Consider the following 17814-nt stretch of genomic DNA (forward strand, 5'->3'; position numbering starts at 1 on the left):
CCGGGGGACGACATGAGGCGGCGGAGTATATCGTCCGTGGGCGATCGTTGCAGGCCTTGGAGCTTGGGTAAGCCACGAGCAGGTGGACCAGCGGCACGCAGGGGGAGACCGTGACCAAGACCCTGCGCTTGCGCTGATGCGCTAGACTGCGCGTTCCATTACGCAAGGAGGCAACATGGGTATTCGCGGGCAGGATCGACAGATCGACAACATCGAGTTCAACGTCACCGACATCAGCCGCAGCAAGGCGTTCTACGGCAACGTGTTCGGTTGGACCTTCACCGACTTCGGCCCTACCTATACCGAGTTTTCCGACGGCCGCCTGAGCGGCGGTTTCACCACCGGCGAAGCGGTACGGCCCGGAGGGCCGCTGGTCATCCTCTACGCCGCCGACCTCGACGCCACCCAACAGCGTGTAGAAGCCGCCGGCGCTCGCATCAGCCGCGCCACCTTCGCCTTCCCTGGCGGTCGGCGCTTCCACTTCATCGACCCGGACGGCTACGAACTGGCGGTGTGGACCGCCTCGTAACGCGGCTCAGGCAGTCGGAATGGTCCCCCCATCCACCACGAATTCGGTGCCGGTCACCGCTGCTGCGACAGGCGAGGCCACGAAGCCGATGACGTTGGCCACCTCCTTAGGGCTGGCGGGCCGACCCAGGGGGATGCCGCCCAAGGCCTGCATGATGATGCGCTTGCCACCCTCGTAATCGGTGCCCGCCTCGCTGGCCAGGCGCTCGGCCAGGGCTACCGAGGCCTCGGTCTCGATCCAGCCGGGCGCGACCCGCACCACGCGCACGCCCTTGGGCGCGACTTCCTTGGACAGGCTCTTGCTGTAGGTCGACAGCGCCGCCTTGGCCGCCGCGTAGGCGGTGGTGGCCTCCGGCAGCGGCAGATGGTGCTGGATCGAGGTGACGTGAACGATCACCCCGCCGCCCTGCGCCAGCATGCCGGGCAACAGGGCGCGATCCAGGCGCACGGCAGGCAGCAGGTTGAGGTCCAGTTCCTGTTGCCAATGCGCCTCGCCCAGTGCGGCAAAGCCCCCGGCCGGTGCGCTGGACCCGCCCAGCACATGAACGATGACATCGACCCCGCCCAGTTGCCGCTCGACCTCGCCCGCCAACTGCTCGCACCCCGCGAGGGTGGTGAGGTCGGCGCTGACGAACGACGCCTGAGGGGCATCGGCGGGCGCGCTGCGCGCGCAGGTCAGCACCCGGGCGCCCAGTTCGACGAACAGCTCGACCGTGGCCTTGCCCAGGCCCTTGGTGCCGGCGGTGACCAGTACGCGCTTGCCGCGCAGGGTTTCTGATGGATCACTCATGGATATTCTCCGGTGGTAGCAACCTGGGTTGCGGATAGAATCGTGTTTTTGTCCGAACGAGCCGAACCATGGAGCGCGTCAGCCTCAATGACCTCGATGCCGTCCTCGCCATCGCCCGACGCGCCAGTTTTCGCGCGGCGGCCATCGACCTGGGGATGTCCACCACTGCCTTGAGCAACGCCATCGGCAAGCTCGAGGCGAACCTTGGCGTGCGCCTGTTCAACCGCACCACGCGCAGCGTGTCGCTGACCGATGCAGGACGCCTGTTCGTCGAGCACGTCGCCCCGGCGCTGGGCGAGGTACAAGGCGCCCTGGAGGTGGTACGCGCCCAGCGCGAACAGCCCAGCGGCATGCTGCGCATCAACGCTGCGGCCTTCGCCGCACGCGAGATCATCGGGCCGCTGGTACTGGAGTTCCTGCGGCGCTATCCGCAGATGCAGGTGGACCTGGTCACCGAGGGGCGGCTGGTGGATATCGTCGCCGACGGTTTCGACCTGGGCGTGCGGGTCGCCGACCTGGTGCCCAGTGACATGATCAGCCTGTCCCTCGGCCGGCCGCAGCGCTATGCCGTGGTCGCCTCCGCTGCCTACCTGGCCGCGCGGGGCACGCCAAGGCTGCCAGCCGACCTGCAGCGCCACAGTTGCATCCGCGTGCGCCTGCCCGATGGCGCACTGTTCCGCTGGCGCTTCGCCAACGGCAACAGCGCACAGCAGATCGAGGTGCAAGGGCCAATCACCCTGGATGAGGCCAGCCTGGCACGTACTGCCGTCATGGCTGGCGTGGGCCTTGGCTACTTCATGGAACAGGATGTGCGCGAGGACATCGCGGCCGGTCGCCTGGTGCGCGTGCTGGACGACTGGACGCCACCACTGCCGGGGCTGTGCCTGTACTACGCGGGGCGGCGCAATCCCTCGGCAGGCATGACCGCGTTTCTCGCACTGGCTCGGGAAGTGGCAGAGCAGGCGTGCCGCGAGGGCACGTGAGACAGGGACTTGCTGCATGGGCTGACGGCCTCGCCGGATGTCGGTGAGGCACAGGTTATGCGTTCAGGATCGTCTCGATAAGAAGGATAAATCAGGACGCTTAATTGCGATTTTCAGGATAGTCAACCCAGCACTCAGCGCTGTTCGAGAATCCACTGGGTAATGGCCTGCAAATCTTCCTCGCGGGCTTGCGCCTGTGGCGGCATCGGCACCACGCCCCATTGCCCCCGGCTGCCCTGCCGAATGCTTTGCACCAGCTGCCCGGTGCCCTTGCTGCCATCGCGATAACGCGCGGCAATCTCTCGCCAGGACGGGCCCACGGCCCGCACATCCAACTGGTGGCAAGCGCTGCAGGCGTAGCGCTGCATCACGGCAGGGGGCTCGGCGAGCACCTGTGCACTGGCGAACAGCAGCAGCCCGGCTGCGATCACGGCACCTCGAGGCATAGGCATAGGCATGGGCATGCTCCTGAAAACGGTGGGCCGTCGAGGGTACCGGTTACACCGTTCCTGCAACAGGGCTGGCGGCGCAAACTGTTATCCTCCCTCGATCCCCACCAGCAGACACGACCATGACCGAAGGCCCGACCGCCCTCCCCCCACTCAATGCCCTGCGTGTGTTCGAAGTTGTCTCGCGCCACCTGAATTTCCGCCTGGCGGCCGAGGAGCTGGGTGTCACCCAGGCTGCCGTGGCCCAGCAGGTACGGGGGCTGGAGGCGAGCCTGGGCATCAGGCTGTTCGAACGTCTGCCACGTGGTTTGCGCCTGACCGACGCGGGCTTGGGCTACAGCCACAGTATTCGCAACGCCTTGGCCCTGATCGGCGAAGCCACTGCGGCACTGCGCCCGGACAACCTTCACCTCACCGTCAGCGTCACCCCGACCTTCGCCTCGAAATGGCTGATCCCACGGCTGAGTTCGTTCACCGAGGCCCATGGCGAGATCGACCTGCGGGTGCTGGCCACCGATCGCCTGTCGCACTTCCAGGCCGACGGCGTGGACCTTGCCGTGCGCTACGGCCATCCGCCTTTCGGCGCCGGGCTCAACACTGAACTGCTGCTCAGGCAGCGGGTGGTCGCGGTGGCCAGCCCTGCACTGCTGGCGCAATGGGGTGCACCGCACAGCCTCGAGCAGTTGCAGCATTTCCTGCTGCTGCACGATGCGCATAATTTCTGGCCTGAATTCATCACCCAGCTGTTCGGCCAGCCGACACAGCCGATGCCGAAGAACGTGCGTTTCAACCAGACCTCGCTGGCCATCGAAGCCGCCGTGGCCGGGCAAGGGCTGGCGCTGTCCAGCGAACTGTTCGTGCAGGAAGACCTGCAGACCGGGCGGCTGGTGCAGGTGTTCGAGCAGGCGCTGGAGATGGACAAGCACTTCTATCTGGTCTGGCCCCGCAGGGGCGGCACGCCTACCGCTCTGGACGTGGTTCGCGGCTGGCTGCTGGAGCAGGTGGAAAGGCCCTGAGGCAATAGATTTTCTACTGAATCGACAAACCCCTGCTGCCTCCCTGCCAGCGGCATACGGGTGCTAGGCTGATCCCATCACATCAGCCAAGCATTCCATTGGAGGTCACATGTCAGTAGAAAAAGTAGCGATCATCACCGCCGGCGGTAGCGGCATGGGTGCAGCCGCGGCGCGGCGCCTGGCCGCAGACGGATTCAAGGTGGCAATCCTGTCTTCATCGGGCAAGGGCGAGGCCCTGGCCAGCGAACTGGGTGGCATCGGCGTGACCGGCAGCAACCAGTCCAACGACGACCTGCAACGCTTGGTCGGCACCGTGCTGGAGAAATGGGGGCGCATCGACGTGCTGGTCAACAGCGCAGGCCATGGCCCGCGCGCGCCGATCCTGGAAATCAGCGACGACGACTGGCACAAGGGCATGGACACCTATCTGCTCAATGTCATTCGCCCGACCCGCCTGGTCACCCCGACCATGCAGAAACAGCAAAGCGGCGTGATCATCAACATCTCCACCGCCTGGGCCTTCGAACCCAGCGACCTGTTCCCGACCTCGGCCGTGTTCCGTGCCGGCCTTGCAGCCTTCAGCAAGATCTTCGCCGACACCTATGCCAAGGATAACGTGCGGATCAACAACGTCCTACCCGGCTGGATCGACAGCCTGCCGGCCACCGAGCAGCGCCGCGACAGTGTGCCGCTCAAGCGCTACGGCAAGAGCGAGGAAATCGCCGCGACCATTGCCTTCCTGGCCAGCGAAGGCGCGGCCTACATCACCGGGCAGAACATCAAGGTCGATGGCGGACTGACCCGAGGGGTATGAACCTCGCCGCGTGCCTCAGTCGGCAGGTACGCTGAAACCCTTGGCGAAGGTTGGGGTAACGTCCAGCCGTTGCGTCATCAGGCCATGGGCGTGGTGGAAGTCGGCGGTCTCCTGCTGCTGGGCCACGGTGTGCTCATCGCTCCCCTGCCAGTGCGGCGGCCGGAAACTCGGCCCAGTGGATGTCGTAGGGCAGGTCGCACAGTGCATCGGCAGCTTCGAGCTGGGCGCGCATGTTGCCCTTCTGGTCACCGATGCGCAGGGTCAGGCGCTCGGCGGCAAAGACCTGGGTTGCCAGCAGCAGGCTGGCGGCAATCAGCAGAAGGCGGGAACGGATCGGCATGGCGCTCCTCGGGGGGTGGACGTGCGCTGGAGCACTGACTGTACCGAGTCGCAATAAATAAATTAAATTTATTTAAGTAATAAACTAATATGCAAATTAGTTTATAAGTCGTAACCCTGTAGAGACAGGCCGCCATGATGGAGGCCCACCTCTACAGGCTTCGGCTCAGTCCTTGGTCCGTTGCAGCAGGCTGTCGAAACGCTTGCCGTCGATCAGGTAGGTCATGCGCACCTGGCCGTTATCCAGCGGCTCCAGGGTCATGGGCGTATTGGTCTTGTGGTAGGGATGGCGGAACAGCGCCGGCTTCTCGGTGTAGGCGTAGCTGTTGAAGGCCAGGGTATCGCCGGTCCAGCGCACGTTGTTGTACAGGTAATGCCAGTTCTCGTCCGGGCGGTGATAGAGGTAGACGCCGCTGGCGTCACGCACGACCTCGATCTGCACCGCCCCGGCCTTGCTCGCCCACTTGCCGATATAGCGCTCCAGCCCCGCATGGGCTGGCACCGCCGGCGCCGGGGTGAAGTCACTTGCCTGAAACGGCGTGCGCCGCGCAGTCTCGCCCTTGGTATCGACGTACAGGTCACACAGCGGCGCCACCTGCTCGACCTTGCGGTAGAGGAAGGTGAGCTGGGCATCGGCGACCGGCATGCTCAACATCATGACCTTCGGGGCAAAACCCAAGACCTTCAGGTCGAACGCACGCGCCTCGGACTGAACGTGGATCGAACTGCCGTCCTCCGCGACCTTGTAGTCGGAGACTTCTACGGCCTGGGTCTTGGGCTCGGCGCAGTTGAACGGGTGCAGCAGCACCTTGCCGTCAGCCTTGTATTCGGCGACGTTGGCGATGCCGTTCTTCAGCGGCATCATCGCCCAGATACCGACGATCGCACCCTTGTCGGTGCGCAGGGAAACCTGGTCTTTGCTCGGCGAGTGGCCGGCACAGCCGCCCAGGAACAGGGCGCTCAGGGCGAGAGGGAGTAGCGGTTTGAACACGATGATCATCCATGGTTGGTCGAAGGCAGCCGCCCTGTGCTTGGGGTGTCCCGGCTAAAAGCGGCTGGCCATCATCGCATGAAACGCTCTCGGATCACCCTACTCGGCCCACTCGCGCAAGCGCTGAATGAACTCGGCCAGTGGAACCCGCACTACCGGCCAGTCAGCCACGTGGTGATGGCGCAGCACAGCGGTGTCCGCCTCGAAAGTCACCAGGAAGGCGTTGCCACTGTAGGTGACATCGGCCGATCCGTAGCGCACGGCCTCTGCCTTTTCCAGCAGGGTATCGATGCTTTCGCGAGTCAACTCTTCGGCGATGAATGCCTGCAAGCCATCGGAAACGGTCATGGGCGTACTCCTGTCGCACGGTAAAAAAACGGTCGCCACGGGTACCTGCCCCGTGGCGACGAGTGGATGCAATCAGGGTTTAGGATAGGCGGTATTGATCAGATCGCCGTTCAAATAGAACACGATATCGAACGCAGCGGCCGGTGTGCCCTTCTGGCACTCGGTCCCCGACGAGCCCACATACTTGCTCTTGTTCGAGGCATCCTGGACCTTGGTGGCGTAGGCATTGCGCACCGCCGCGATCACCTGGGTCTCGGTGCAGCGATCGGGGAACATCGTGGAAATGCTCTTCGTCCCGCTTCTGGCACCCTCGGCGATGGTGAAGTTCTTCAAGGTGTAGATATCACCCGCGCCGTGCGTTCCGGCCGGTGCATTGCTGACGCTGTCGGGGTTGATCCCGCCCGGACGGCTGTGGAAGCCCTTGGCAACGTCAGGTGCGCTGACCTCACCGCAGAAGATGTGCTGGGCATTGATCCGCGGGGTGCCGGCCAGGATTCCCTTGCTGCAGGTCGGGTCGGCCTGGGCGGCACCGATGCCGGCCAGGCTCACCAGGCTGACCAGGGCCAGGCGTGTGCAGTTTCTGACAATACGCTTGTTCATCGTGAAGCTCCTTTTCGTTGGGTTGAATCATTGATGCGTTGCTCGGGCGAGTGCCCGGCAAAGCGGTCACAGCCCCAGCAGCCACTTGGCGCGGGTCAGGTAGGCGATGCGGTCGTCGAGGCCGTTGAAGCCGCCGTTGATGCGGCGGGTGACTTCCTTCACGTCGTCTTTGTCGGCGTAGGTGTTGAGCTTGCGGCTGTCCCAGAACCAGCCCGCGACATCCACCGCCAGGAACGGGTCGGTACTGACCAGGGTGGGCGCATCCTTGAGTTCGAAGTCGCGCCCGCAGGCCTGGCCGTACTGGCGGTAGTTGGCCCGCCCGGTCAGCTGGATCAGGCCTCGTCCCTTGAAACGCTTGCCGTCGCCCGACTGGGTGTTGCCCAGGTCCTTGCGCCCTTCATAGGCGCTGCCGCTGGCGATTTCCTCGGTGTAGAGCAGGCACCCGCTTTCATGAGCGATCTGCGCCAGGAAGTGCGCCTGGCGCAGTGGCGTGTCGATCTTGTAGCGAGCGAACACATCGAGGATGGGCTGTCGAAACGCCTCGACCTTGGCGCCGGTCGCATGGATCAGCACCGCCCACAAGGTCGCCGTGCCGATCGTCGACGGCAGGCCTGCGCGCAGGGCGTTCAAGGTGTTGTCGTTGGCGCTGACCGTCTTGCTCTGGGCAATGCCCTGGAGTTCCTGGTAGCGCTTCAGGGCCGTGCGCGAGCCCGGCCCCCAGAGCCCGTCGGTAACCAGGGCACAGACGAATTCGCCGCGCCCGCTGTTCATGTTGAGCAACAACTGCAGGGTGCGGACATCGCCCTTGTCGTTGTTGCCACCTTCACCAACCGATTGCTTGATGCACATGCTTGCCTCCTTGCAGCGGGCACGACTTTCCCGTCGGCGACGGCGATTGCCTGCCTTGCGCTGGTTTCGATAGGGATTGCGGTGGGTCGAGCGGGTCTGGCCGCTACTTGCGAACGAGGGTCAGGCGAGCGCCGAACCTGTCCTTCTTGTTGCGGCTGAACACCTGGACCTGAAGATCGTTGCCGACCGGCCAACCGAGCACGTAGCCCTTGTCCAGCGCGGCGCAGTAGCCAGCATCGGCCTTGGTGATGGGGTAGCGAATGGCATCGGCGATCCGGGATGGCGAGCCCAACTCCAGATTGCACGACCAGGTATCGATGCGCAGTCGGCCTTTCCCTTCACGTCCCTCGTCGGGAATGACCAGGATCAGGTCGAGCAACTCGTCGTCGGTCTCGAACTGCCCGACGAATTTCTGCTCGGCAAACGCCGGCAGCAGTGTCGCCAGTGCCAGTGCACCAGCCAGTGTTGCAAGGGTGGATTTCATCTCGACTCTCCTTGTTGAATGAATGCACATGTTCAGAACGCCAACAGCAAGCCCGCCCATTCGGCGATGGCGATCGCCAACTCCGGACGCACCAGGCCCAGTACCATCAGCGCTACCAGCAGGCCGGCACCGATGCCGATCACCAGTCGCCTGGGGCCGGACATCCTGCGGCTGCCAACCGACTTCAGATCGATGATCGATTTCAAGGCACTGCCCTCCTCCGGGGATAGAACCAACAGCATCGAACGGTCATTGCGCCTGCTCATCGCCTGGCCTCCTGTAGATCCCCAGCAGCTCGCCATCCACGCGCACGACGATGGCCTCGTTGCCATAGCCCGGCACCTCGATGCTCAACGCATGACTGCCCCGTCCGCGTGCAGGCGTACCGCCGACACGCAACGCCAGACCGTCCCCGACCTGCTCCACCGTGGCGTCCAGCACCAGGCTCAACGAAGCCACCTGGGTGCCCGGCCATAGTCGATTGCAGGCCTGCTGCGCACGCTGCATCTCGGCGCCCAGCGCCATCACGAACTGTTCCAGGCTGCCCATCACGATTGCTCCGCCTCGTCCGTCAGCCAGTAGGGCCTGCGGGCGAAACCGACGTGGTAGGTCAATGCCTGCAGCACGACCTGGTGCTCGCCGATGTTGAGCAGCTTGAAGCTCTTCTCGATGCCCAGCACCCGCCCGCGCGGCGTGCCGCTCAGGCAGCGGTTGAGCAATGCGGCCTGTGCCTCGACCGCCTCCTCCGGGGTCAGCTTTTCCGGATCGAGGCTGCCGACCACGATGCGCTTCACATATCCAACATCCGTCAAATCAAACATCACGGCATTCCCTCTCCGGAAAAACTGGTTGCCAGCGTCGGCCTGCGGATCAGGCCCATCCCTCGCCAGCGTGTCGCTCAGGACATCCGCGCATCACGCGGCGATCTTGGGCGTGACCGACTGGGCGATGATGTCCATCACCCGCGCCAGGCCTTCAGGCATGCCATCGTCCACGGCATGGACCTCGACGTGGTACTTCGCCGACTGGTCGGTGGAACGGGTGTTCTCCTTGTGCGAGGCCACCGAACCGGACACGTTGACCTTGGCGCTGAACGGCCCCCAGCCCAACTTGGCCTCGGCGGAGAAGCTGCCGGAGCGGTCTTCGGTGTCGCGTGACTGCTCGGAGTTGCGCACCTCCATGTCGAAGCTGATGTCCACCTTGTTGATCGCAAGGTTGGGCACCTTCACCACCGCCAGCAGCGGCAGCTGCAGCTCGACTTTTTCGATGGCGGCCGGATCGTCTTCGGTCGGTGCCGAACGGTCGTAGCGGAACGACACGTTGCGGATGTCGCCGACATCGTTGGGGCCGGCGTTGGCCGGGTCGGCCGGGGGCAGGAAGCCAATCACCTTGATGAAGTTCGCGGTGGCATTGGCCAGGCGGACCTGAGCGTCGCAGGCGGCGCTCAGGGGGGCACCGATCAGGTCTGCCATCGGCAGGCCGCGGAATTGGTTACCCATAACAAAGTCAGACATGACGTCTCTCCTAGATCAATTTATCGAGGTTGTGGATCAGTCGCGCCATGCCCTCGGACGAGGGCTGGGTTTCGACTCTGAGGGTGACGCGCGCCACTGGCCCGCCTTCACCATTTCGGCGAACGCCCATATCGACGTTCAAAGGCGTGTGTGTATCGGTCGGCCACGGCGAGTCGGGGTCGACCTCGCCGGCCTGTGCAGCGCTCGGCTCACGGTGATCGGCATGCAGGCCGACCTCGAAGTCGATCTGCATGTCCTTGACGGTCAGCAAACGCGAGCCGACCAGCGACAGCAGGGGCACCCGTACCAGGCGCTCCTCGCCCTCCTTGGCATCGGGCGACTGCAGCGGCAGGCGCACATCGACACTGACCGGACGGTTGTCGTCATCGAAGTACTGGCGCACGGTCGCCATCTGGAAGCGCTGGATCTTGTCCTGGGCCTCGGCCACGGCACCGGCAATGCTCTGGATCAAGTGATGAAGGGAGTGGTTCGCCACGACAGACGCTCCTTGTCGATTGTCGGTGCCGGGCGCGGGCCGTCACGGGAACGGGCCATCTGCGGCTGACACCTGTTGTGGGTGGGTGAGCTCAGGTTATGGCCAGTGACAGGCGCCGTCCCGGCATGGGCGTCCCGAAAACCTGGATGTGCGTCCCAGGTTCATCTGGCCGTGCACTCAGCCATGGATCAGTTCCCTGATCCAGTGATCGAGCACAGGCCGCTCGCCATTGGCCGGCACCAGGCAGCAGAATCCCGAGACGCCGCCATTGTTCAGCGCCGTACGCGCAGCCCGCGGCGAGAGACCGAACGCCTTGCGGAACAGGCGACTGAAATGGGTTTCGTCGACAAAGCCGTGGTCGTAGGCCAGGTCGCCGATGCGCCGACCGGCGTTGGTGCTGTCGCACAGGGCGAACAGGCAGCGACGCAGGCGGCGTTGCAGCAGGTAGTGGCGCACCCCGCCGAAGCGCTCGAACGAGCGGTACAGCTGGCTGCGCGAAGTGCCGACTTCCTTGGCCAGCACCGCCGGGGTGAGGTCTTCACGGTGCAGGTTGCGTTCGATGTGCAGGCGTACACGACGCCCCAGGTCAGCCTGGCCTGCGACCTGGACCTGCGCCTGGCCAGCCATGGCCTTGGCCAGGCAGGCCGCGACCATCCCCAGTAGCGGCAAGGCCAGACGTAGCGCTTCATCCATGCCCAGCTGCGGCGCGGTGGCCTCCAGCGACGACAACAGACGCGCCAGCAACATACCGGCGGCCGTCTCCCGACGCAGCACCAGGCCATGCAACTGGCCGGCGTCGAACAACAGCAGCGATAGCGCTGTGCGCGGTATGAGCAGGCTGATCCCCTCACTGGCCGCCATGCTGAACGTGGCCGGTTGCGCCAGATCAAGCAACACCACGTCCCACGGGCGCACCCGCAGGCCATTGGCGCAGGCCAGGCCACGCTGCAGTGGCAAGTGCAACAGGTAGTGATCGAGGTCGCACCACCCCAGGCGGGTGCTGTCGCGCCGATAACGGGCTGCGTCCAGATGGCCGCTGCAAAACAGAAAACGACTGAAGTGGTAGAACGTCAGGGAAGTGCGAAAAGGCGTGGCTCTGCGAGCACCGACATCGAACAGCACGCTGGCGAGCAACTGCCAGTGGGCCAGATCCTGGACCGAGGTGTGCGTAGCAGAGCTGCTGAAGGTGGGCAGCAGCGCAGTGTCCTGCGCTGCTGGGGTTTGCGATTGCGGGGTAAGGGTTGATTCCATGGTTCCGACTCACTGTCCATAGTGGAGCCGGAAAGTTGGTTCACTCCCGAGGGGGCTGCATCATTTTGCCATCATCACTTCCTGACTCATTCGATCCGCGGATGCTGTTGCACCAGCACCTTGCGCTTGGCCTCGAGTTCGGCGATCTGCTCGTCGATGTCCTCGATCTTCTGCTCGATGGTGTCGTGGTGCTCCTGCAGCAGTTCCTTGGCTTCCTCCAGGTCCGAGGCCGCAGGCGCCGCGCCGCGCAGCGGCTTGTTGGCGGTCTCTTTCATGGTCAGCCCGGTGAGCAGGCCGATCACGGCGATGACCATCAGGTAGTAGGCCGGCATGTACAGGTTGTCGGTGCTTTCCACCAACCAGGCGGCGATGGTCGGGGTGAGGCCGGCGATCAGCACCGAGATGTTGAAGGCGCTCGCCAGGGCGCTGTAGCGGATGTGGGTGGGGAACATCGCCGGCAAGGTCGAGGCCATCACACCGATGAAGAAGTTCAGCAGCACCGCCAGGATCAGCAAACCGGCGAAGATCACCCCGAGGCTGCCGCTGTTGATCAGCATGAACGCCGGAATCGACAGCACGAACAAGCCGACGCTGCCTACCACGATGAAGGGACGTCGGCCGACCTTGTCGCTGAGGAAGCCGATCACCGGCTGCACGAACAGCATCCCGACCATGATCGCGATGATGATCAGCACGCCGTGGTCTTCGCTGTAGTGCAGGTTGTGCGACAGGTAGCTGGGCATGTAGGTGAGCAGCATGTAGTAGGTGACGTTGGTCGCGATCACCACACCGATGCAGGTCAGCAGGCTGCGCCAGTGCTTGGTGGCCACCTCCTTGAACGACACCTTGGGCCCCGAGGCCAGGCCTTCGCGATCACCCTGCTCGAGCTTGTCGACGTGCTGCTGGAAGGCTGGCGTCTCCTCCAGGGCGTGGCGCAGGTAGAGGCCGATGATGCCCAGCGGCAGCGCGACCAGGAACGGCAGGCGCCAGCCCCAGTCGAGGAATTTCTCCTCGCCGACGATGGCCGAGATCATCACCACCATACCGGCACCCAGCACGAAGCCTGCGATCGAGCCGAAGTCCAGCCAGCTGCCGAGGAAGCCGCGCTTGCGGTCCGGGGCGTACTCGGCGACGAAGATCGAGGCGCCGGTGTACTCGCCGCCGACCGAGAAGCCCTGGGCCATCTTGGCCAGCAACAGCAGGATCGGCGCCCAGATGCCGATCGAGGCATAGGACGGTATCAGGCCAATGGCGAAGGTGCTCAGCGACATGATGACGATGGTCGCCGCCAGGACTTTCTGGCGACCGTAGCGGTCACCCAGGGCGCCAAAGAACAGACCGCCCAGCGGCCGGATCAGGAAAGGCACCGAGAAGGTAGCCAGAGCCGCGATCATCTGCACGCTGGGCGAGGCGTTGGGGAAGAACACCTTGCCCAGGGCGTAGGCGACGAAGCCGTAGACGCCGAAGTCGAACCACTCCATGGCGTTGCCGAGCGCCGCGGCGGTGATCGCCTTGCGCATCTTGGCGTCGTCGACGATGGTGATGTCTTTCAAGCCGATCGGCTTGACTCTCTTGCGTGATTTCATAAGTGCTTACTCTGTAGCTGACCTGTCGTGACAATCCGCTGTCCCCGGGGCAGATCGGGCGGGCGAACGGTTTTTGGCCACGCAGCCAAAGCAATAGTGGCAACGGGCCCTATGGGGTCAGATACAAATGGACACTAAATAATTCCGCGCTTGATGATTTTTTCCTGGTGTCCGCTGCTACAGAGGTACGCCGCCGCACCTGCAGGACACAGGTGCAACGCGGCGAATGAGCGAGCAATGTCTGGGTATAGGTCATCCATGACATCAAAGAAGCGCTGTACCTGGGTGACCGAGTGATCGTGATGGATGCCCACCCGGGGCGCATTCGCGAAGACCTGCCTATCGACCTGGCACATCCTCGCGAGCGCCCCCATCCTGCCCTGCAGGTCTTGAAACAGCGCCCGCTCAAGCAGCTAGCTTCCAACCCACGGATGCGCATCCAGCATGCTCAAGGTGAACGCCAGGACCAACTCGCGCTCGGCAGTACTGCGCTCCTCGGCCAACGTCTGGATGTCGTCGAGCACGCCCTGCTCAGGCGAGGACTCGACCTCGGCCATCAGTGCTTCGAGGCGCTCATGGTAGGGCTGGTTCAGCGTTTCGAAGGCTTCGGCCTGCGTGTTGCGCAGGTAGTCCTGCCAGAAACTGCGCTGTACCAACGATGCGGCAATGCGGGCATTGGTTTCCGCCTGCAGGATCGCCGTGCTCGCCCGACGCAGTTCTGCCTCCCCGACATCGGAGAACATCCGGTGGTACATGTAACGTGACTGGGCCGGCAACCCGAGCGGCTTGACCAGCCCGGCCCGGTAAGCCAGATGCACCTCTACCTCGTCGTGCAAACCATAGGGATTGGCGATACGTGCCTGCTGAATGTGCCGGGCGGCGATGCTGTCGACCTCGTCCAGCCGATACAGCTCGCGGCCCAATTGCGTCAATGCGGGGCCAACCGCAGCGGGGGCCAGCCCGATGGTACGTGTGGCGACCAGGGCGCGAACTTCCAGCAGGCTGAGAATCAGCAGCATCTGGTCGGAGCAGGTACGTGGCCCGGCAGCCTGCTGGAAGATCGCCTCGCGAACCTCGCTGTTCTGTACGCAGGCGTCGATCACCTGCCAGACCCTGCGTCGCAGATCCAGCCCCTGCATTGCGTAATCACGGGAGCGGCCAAGATCATGCAGGAAGCGCATCAGGTCACTGCTACCTGGCTCGTGCAACAGACCATTCCATTGGGCCTCGCGCACCGTCCGCTGCGCATCGGTGGAACCTGCCAGCCAGAGTTCGAGCGACTCCTGCCCTCCCGGGGCATGTCGGCGCAGGGGCACGATCACCGCAGCATCCTCTCCCATTGCGGTACGCAGTGTGGCCTGTGCTGTTTCAGGCAGCGGATTGTCATGCAGGCTCAGGCCGGCCAGGCGACGACGCGAACGCGCAAGAGTCGGGCTCATGTCGCTGATGTTGTTGTCGCGCAGGTCGATATCCTCGAGCTGCGGATGCATGTACACCTCGACTGGCAGCTCGACCAACCCCGTACCGCGCAATGACAGACGCTGCAGGTTCTCCAGGGGACCAAGCGGCGGCAGTCGGCCGATGGGGTTGTGCGCAAGGTCCAGGGTACGCAGTTGCGTCAGCACGCTCAGCCTGGCCATGCCGGCTTCGTCGATGACGATCTGGTTGCCGGCCAGGTGCAGTTCGGTGAGCCGCGTCAGTAGTTGCAGCCCTTCAGGGATGCTGTCGATCAGGTTGTCACGCAGATCGAGGCTGCGCAGGTTGGCAAAGCGCGAGAGGAAATCTGCGTCGATCGCCTGCAGGTTCAGGCGGCGCAATGTCAGTTGGGTGACATGCTCGAACGTCACGCCCTCAGGAAGTGTGGGCAGGCTATCAAGCCGTTCGCTGTCGATGATCAGTCGGTACGTGCCATCGTGTTCGACACGCTTGCGCCGCCAGCAATGGCGGATGCGCTGGGCAATCAGGCGACGCCGCTCGATCATGGGCGCGCGGGTTGCCTCACGACGCCAGCTGCCCAGGCTTTGGTTGAGGCTAATCATTTGCTGTTGCAGGTTGCGCAGGTGATCCCACAGGCCCTCGCCGCGCTGGCGCACAGTCTCCAGATACGCTTCGACCTCTACATCCGACAGGGTCGGAAAGACTTGCTGATAACCCCGCAGCAAGGCACGACGTGACCCTTCGGGGCGGCCGCTCAACAGGTAACCGATGCGTCCGTCGCCCAACCGTTGCGCAGGGCGCAGCCCTGTACCGATGGGCGCCATGCCAATGAGGCGGGCAGCCTGCTCGCGCTGGGCAAAGGCGCGCGCGGCCAGGGCATCGGCCAGGTGCCGGGCAGAACGGGCCGCCTCGCCCAACTGCAACCGTTGTGGTGCATCCAGATGCCATAGCAGGGCCTGGAACAGATCGTCCGTGGCGTAGGCACCCGGCATGGGCGTCCCTTGAGCATCGACTGCCAGATAGCCTTTCGCGGTCTTGATCATTCGACGCGTCTGGCTGGCAAGCGAATCGCCTACCTGTGCCAGCACCTGGCCATCGAACTGTCCGTCACGCACCTCGATACGTACAGAGCTGTCCCAGGGCGACCAGGCCTGCAACAGTCCCAACGCCAGTTGTTCGGTATCCTGAATCACTGCGGCGGCCTGCTCGAAACCTGCACAGGCCCGATCAAGACGGGCGTCACGCAACTGCCAGCGCGCACGCTCGGCCAACGCCAGCGGCACCCGTCCGTGCTCCAGCAGTTGCTGGAGCTGGTCAGCATTGGCCTGGTCGAGCAGTTCCTGGCCGGCACGCGTCGTGAGGGAGGGAAAATCACGGTGCAAGGGCTGCGCTGCCGGGACGGGTGTGGCCTGCAGCTCCTGGACGTGAGCTTCGAACGCGGCGCCACGCAGTTTGGGAAAGCTGTCGTGCAATTGATAACGCTGCGCCGCATCGTAGAGACGCGCTGGCGCAGGTGCATTTTCAAGGTGCAGGCGCCGTATCTGCGCCTCGTCCATCCCGATACTGCGCAGCAGCGGACCGGCCATATCGTCACTCACCTGGCGCAACCCTCTGCCCAGACGGCGTATCAGCATGCCTTCCCCCTGCCATTGCTGGGCAGGCTCCAGGGCATGGCGCAGGCCACCGGCACCGTTGTCCTCAAGCGCAATGGTCGATGCCTCGGGTCGGTTCGGGTGCGCCGCTGCCGCTACATCCGGGTCATCGCCCAAGCGATAGGTCGTACCCTCGATCCCCTGATACGTCTGCCCGTCGAGGGTTGCCCGCTCACCGTGCGCCAGCGCCACTTCTTGCGTGGCATAACCAGGAAGATCGGCACGCGCCAGGCGCAATTGACCATCGGCGCCCCGTAGGGGGGCCAGTTCGTCGACCTGCGCTACCCGCTCAAGCACCTTGCTGGCGCCGGCTGTGACGCCGAGCAGGGCAAGGTTCTGCGCCACCGCCACAAGATGGCCAAGCGCTGCCTCCCGATCGCCGAGTTCCCAGTCACGGTACCCCTCATACACCTCTTCGGTCAGTTGCTCGGCCGTGATCGCCAGCAGTGGCAAGCCGAGTTCTGGAACGAAGAAGCTGGCGATTCCCAGAACGTCGAGCCCCAGCCCCTTGAGCCAGTGCAGTCGACGATCACGCTCGACGCTGTCGACCAGGCTGGTCGGCACAGCCAGCACCTTTGCATCGTCCAGCAGGGTATCGACCTGCACCTGGCGCAGGTGGGCGAACAACGGGCCTGCGACAGGCTGCCACCGACCATCCAGCTCGATGGCATCCTGCGGGCCGCCTTGGGCCAGCAAGCGCTCCAGCACCTGGGCGAAATGCACGCGGTCCTTTACGCTGACGAAACGCTGGAAGAACGACCAGTAACCCGCCTGGCGAAAACGCCGGCCCAGCGCCTTGAACAGCTCGGACCAGGAGCTGTGGACACTCAAGGCGCCCTGCGGATCGTCTGGTATCCAGGCGATCAACTGCTCAGGTTGACCTTCTGCTCCCTCTTGCCCGGGCATCTGGAACACCACCACCCCCTGGATCCTGCGGCCCAACAGGCGTATGTCCAGTGCCGTCAGGGAGGCTGGCTGGGATGGCGAAGCGCAGACCTTTTGTAGCGCCGCCAGCATGTGCTCGTCGATATCACCCTTAAGCCACGCCAGCCACGCTGTGGCCTCCAGCCCCTCTCGCCAGCCCTGTTCGAGCAGGGCTTCGTTGTGTCGGCGTATGGCATCGTTGCCGAACAGCACGTGCTTGAGATGCTGCTGGTAGAGCCCCCCCAGATCCAGGGTGCGACACAGGCCCGCGAAGGCCCGGGGCTGGAGGGCAAGCGTGTTGCCTTCGGCATCGAGTACTGCCGACGCTGCCCGCCAAGCGACCTTCGATGTTTCGGCGCGCTCGAAATTATGCAGCGCCGAGGCCAGCAGGCTGTGTTCGAAACTGCGCATGACGATGCCATCCGGGGCCCAGCCGACGCTCGACGGGAAGCGGATCTGGACCTCGCGCCGCAGCATGCTGCTGCGCACATCCAGCGAGGGTTGAACCTGTTTGTCCAGCGCCTCGCTCAGCAGGGGCGCGGCAAATTCCTCCAGTGGCTGGATCTGCCCAAGCAAGGCACGCACCGCATGTTGCGTCTGTTGCTGGGCGCGCAACGCCCGGTGCAGTGCGTCCAGTTGTTCGGGCGTGGCTGCACTCAACCAATTGGGTAGACGGCTGGCGATCAGTGTCTCGATCGTTTCATCGGGAAGGGATCGGGTCGGCATGATGCTGCTCCATGGCATTGAAAACGCGCATGAAGCC

General features: G+C 64.2%; 19 protein-coding genes and 1 pseudogene. 4 read left to right on the forward strand and 16 right to left on the reverse strand.

The features are described from left to right. Window positions 1–175 precede the first annotated feature (175 nt). Complete coding sequence (locus HU729_RS00330; RefSeq protein WP_186707768.1) at window positions 176–529, forward strand: VOC family protein; 354 nt, start codon at window positions 176–178, stop codon at window positions 527–529. A gap of 6 nt (window positions 530–535) precedes the next feature. Here HU729_RS00330 and HU729_RS00335 read toward each other — a convergent pair whose 3' ends face one another. Then, complete coding sequence (locus HU729_RS00335; RefSeq protein WP_186707770.1) at window positions 536–1318, reverse strand: SDR family oxidoreductase; 783 nt, start codon at window positions 1316–1318, stop codon at window positions 536–538. A 68-nt stretch (window positions 1319–1386) separates the two neighbouring features. Between HU729_RS00335 and HU729_RS00340 the strand changes: the two genes are divergently transcribed. Further along, window positions 1387–2301 (forward strand): LysR family transcriptional regulator, encoded by a 915-nt coding sequence (locus HU729_RS00340; protein WP_186707772.1) that lies wholly within the window; start codon window positions 1387–1389, stop codon window positions 2299–2301. A gap of 134 nt (window positions 2302–2435) precedes the next feature. Here HU729_RS00340 and HU729_RS00345 read toward each other — a convergent pair whose 3' ends face one another. After that, entirely contained in the window at window positions 2436–2759 is a 324-nt protein-coding gene (locus HU729_RS00345) for a c-type cytochrome (RefSeq protein ID WP_202883539.1), read from the reverse strand. A 113-nt stretch (window positions 2760–2872) separates the two neighbouring features. On the opposite strand from HU729_RS00345, the gene HU729_RS00350 reads away from it, so the two are divergent. Together HU729_RS00350 and HU729_RS00355 are read left to right on the forward strand one after the other, a co-directional pair. Next, window positions 2873–3766 carry a LysR substrate-binding domain-containing protein gene (locus HU729_RS00350; RefSeq protein ID WP_186707774.1) on the forward strand — a complete coding sequence of 298 codons (894 nt, stop codon included), beginning with the start codon at window positions 2873–2875 and terminating at the stop codon, window positions 3764–3766. A 109-nt stretch (window positions 3767–3875) separates the two neighbouring features. Continuing rightward, window positions 3876–4580 carry an SDR family oxidoreductase gene (locus tag HU729_RS00355; protein WP_186664066.1) on the forward strand — a complete coding sequence of 235 codons (705 nt, stop codon included), beginning with the start codon at window positions 3876–3878 and terminating at the stop codon, window positions 4578–4580. Between the two features lie 151 nt (window positions 4581–4731). Here the strand turns inward: HU729_RS00355 and HU729_RS00360 are convergent. From HU729_RS00360 to HU729_RS26015, 14 genes and pseudogenes are all read right to left on the reverse strand, one after another. Then, window positions 4732–4920 (reverse strand): annotated as a pseudogene (locus tag HU729_RS00360) (aliphatic sulfonates ABC transporter substrate-binding protein); the annotation flags it as partial. A gap of 165 nt (window positions 4921–5085) precedes the next feature. Beyond that, the gene (locus tag HU729_RS00365) at window positions 5086–5910 is read right to left on the reverse strand and encodes a hypothetical protein (RefSeq protein ID WP_186707776.1); all 825 of its coding nucleotides are present in this window, start codon (window positions 5908–5910) and stop codon (window positions 5086–5088) included. A 99-nt stretch (window positions 5911–6009) separates the two neighbouring features. After that, window positions 6010–6258, reverse strand: a complete 249-nt coding sequence (locus HU729_RS00370) for a hypothetical protein (RefSeq protein ID WP_186664062.1) — start codon at window positions 6256–6258, stop codon at window positions 6010–6012. 72 nt (window positions 6259–6330) lie between these two features. Then, the gene (locus tag HU729_RS00375) at window positions 6331–6858 is read right to left on the reverse strand and encodes an EndoU domain-containing protein (protein ID WP_186707778.1); all 528 of its coding nucleotides are present in this window, start codon (window positions 6856–6858) and stop codon (window positions 6331–6333) included. Between the two features lie 66 nt (window positions 6859–6924). Next, the gene (locus HU729_RS00380) at window positions 6925–7707 is read right to left on the reverse strand and encodes a glycoside hydrolase family 19 protein (protein ID WP_186664058.1); all 783 of its coding nucleotides are present in this window, start codon (window positions 7705–7707) and stop codon (window positions 6925–6927) included. 103 nt (window positions 7708–7810) lie between these two features. Beyond that, complete coding sequence (locus HU729_RS00385; protein ID WP_186707780.1) at window positions 7811–8191, reverse strand: hypothetical protein; 381 nt, start codon at window positions 8189–8191, stop codon at window positions 7811–7813. Between the two features lie 32 nt (window positions 8192–8223). Beyond that, window positions 8224–8457: a hypothetical protein gene (locus HU729_RS00390; RefSeq protein ID WP_186707782.1), complete on the reverse strand. Its 234-nt coding sequence runs from the start codon at window positions 8455–8457 to the stop codon at window positions 8224–8226. Beyond that, entirely contained in the window at window positions 8441–8740 is a 300-nt protein-coding gene (locus HU729_RS00395; protein ID WP_186707784.1) for a hypothetical protein, read from the reverse strand. The genes HU729_RS00390 and HU729_RS00395 overlap by 17 nt, the downstream gene beginning before the upstream one ends. After that, window positions 8740–9012 carry a hypothetical protein gene (locus HU729_RS00400; protein ID WP_063545192.1) on the reverse strand — a complete coding sequence of 91 codons (273 nt, stop codon included), beginning with the start codon at window positions 9010–9012 and terminating at the stop codon, window positions 8740–8742. The genes HU729_RS00395 and HU729_RS00400 overlap by 1 nt, the downstream gene beginning before the upstream one ends. A 93-nt stretch (window positions 9013–9105) precedes the next feature. Beyond that, window positions 9106–9705 carry a DUF2589 domain-containing protein gene (locus HU729_RS00405; RefSeq protein ID WP_063545193.1) on the reverse strand — a complete coding sequence of 200 codons (600 nt, stop codon included), beginning with the start codon at window positions 9703–9705 and terminating at the stop codon, window positions 9106–9108. Between the two features lie 10 nt (window positions 9706–9715). After that, on the reverse strand, window positions 9716–10201 hold the full coding sequence (locus HU729_RS00410) for a DUF2589 domain-containing protein (RefSeq protein WP_186707786.1): 486 nt from the start codon (window positions 10199–10201) through the stop codon (window positions 9716–9718). Window positions 10202–10378: 177 nt separating this feature from the next. Further along, window positions 10379–11452 (reverse strand): helix-turn-helix domain-containing protein, encoded by a 1074-nt coding sequence (locus tag HU729_RS00415; RefSeq protein WP_186707788.1) that lies wholly within the window; start codon window positions 11450–11452, stop codon window positions 10379–10381. A gap of 86 nt (window positions 11453–11538) precedes the next feature. Beyond that, complete coding sequence (proP, locus tag HU729_RS00420) at window positions 11539–13038, reverse strand: glycine betaine/L-proline transporter ProP (protein WP_186664046.1); 1500 nt, start codon at window positions 13036–13038, stop codon at window positions 11539–11541. Window positions 13039–13451: 413 nt separating this feature from the next. After that, a complete protein-coding gene (locus tag HU729_RS26015) occupies window positions 13452–17777 on the reverse strand; it encodes an NEL-type E3 ubiquitin ligase domain-containing protein (RefSeq protein WP_186707790.1) in 4326 nt (1441 codons plus the stop codon). Window positions 17778–17814 lie beyond the last annotated feature (37 nt).

The sequence above is a fragment of the Pseudomonas sp. RW10S2 genome, from assembly GCF_014268985.1.
Lineage (GTDB): Bacteria > Pseudomonadota > Gammaproteobacteria > Pseudomonadales > Pseudomonadaceae > Aquipseudomonas > Aquipseudomonas wayambapalatensis.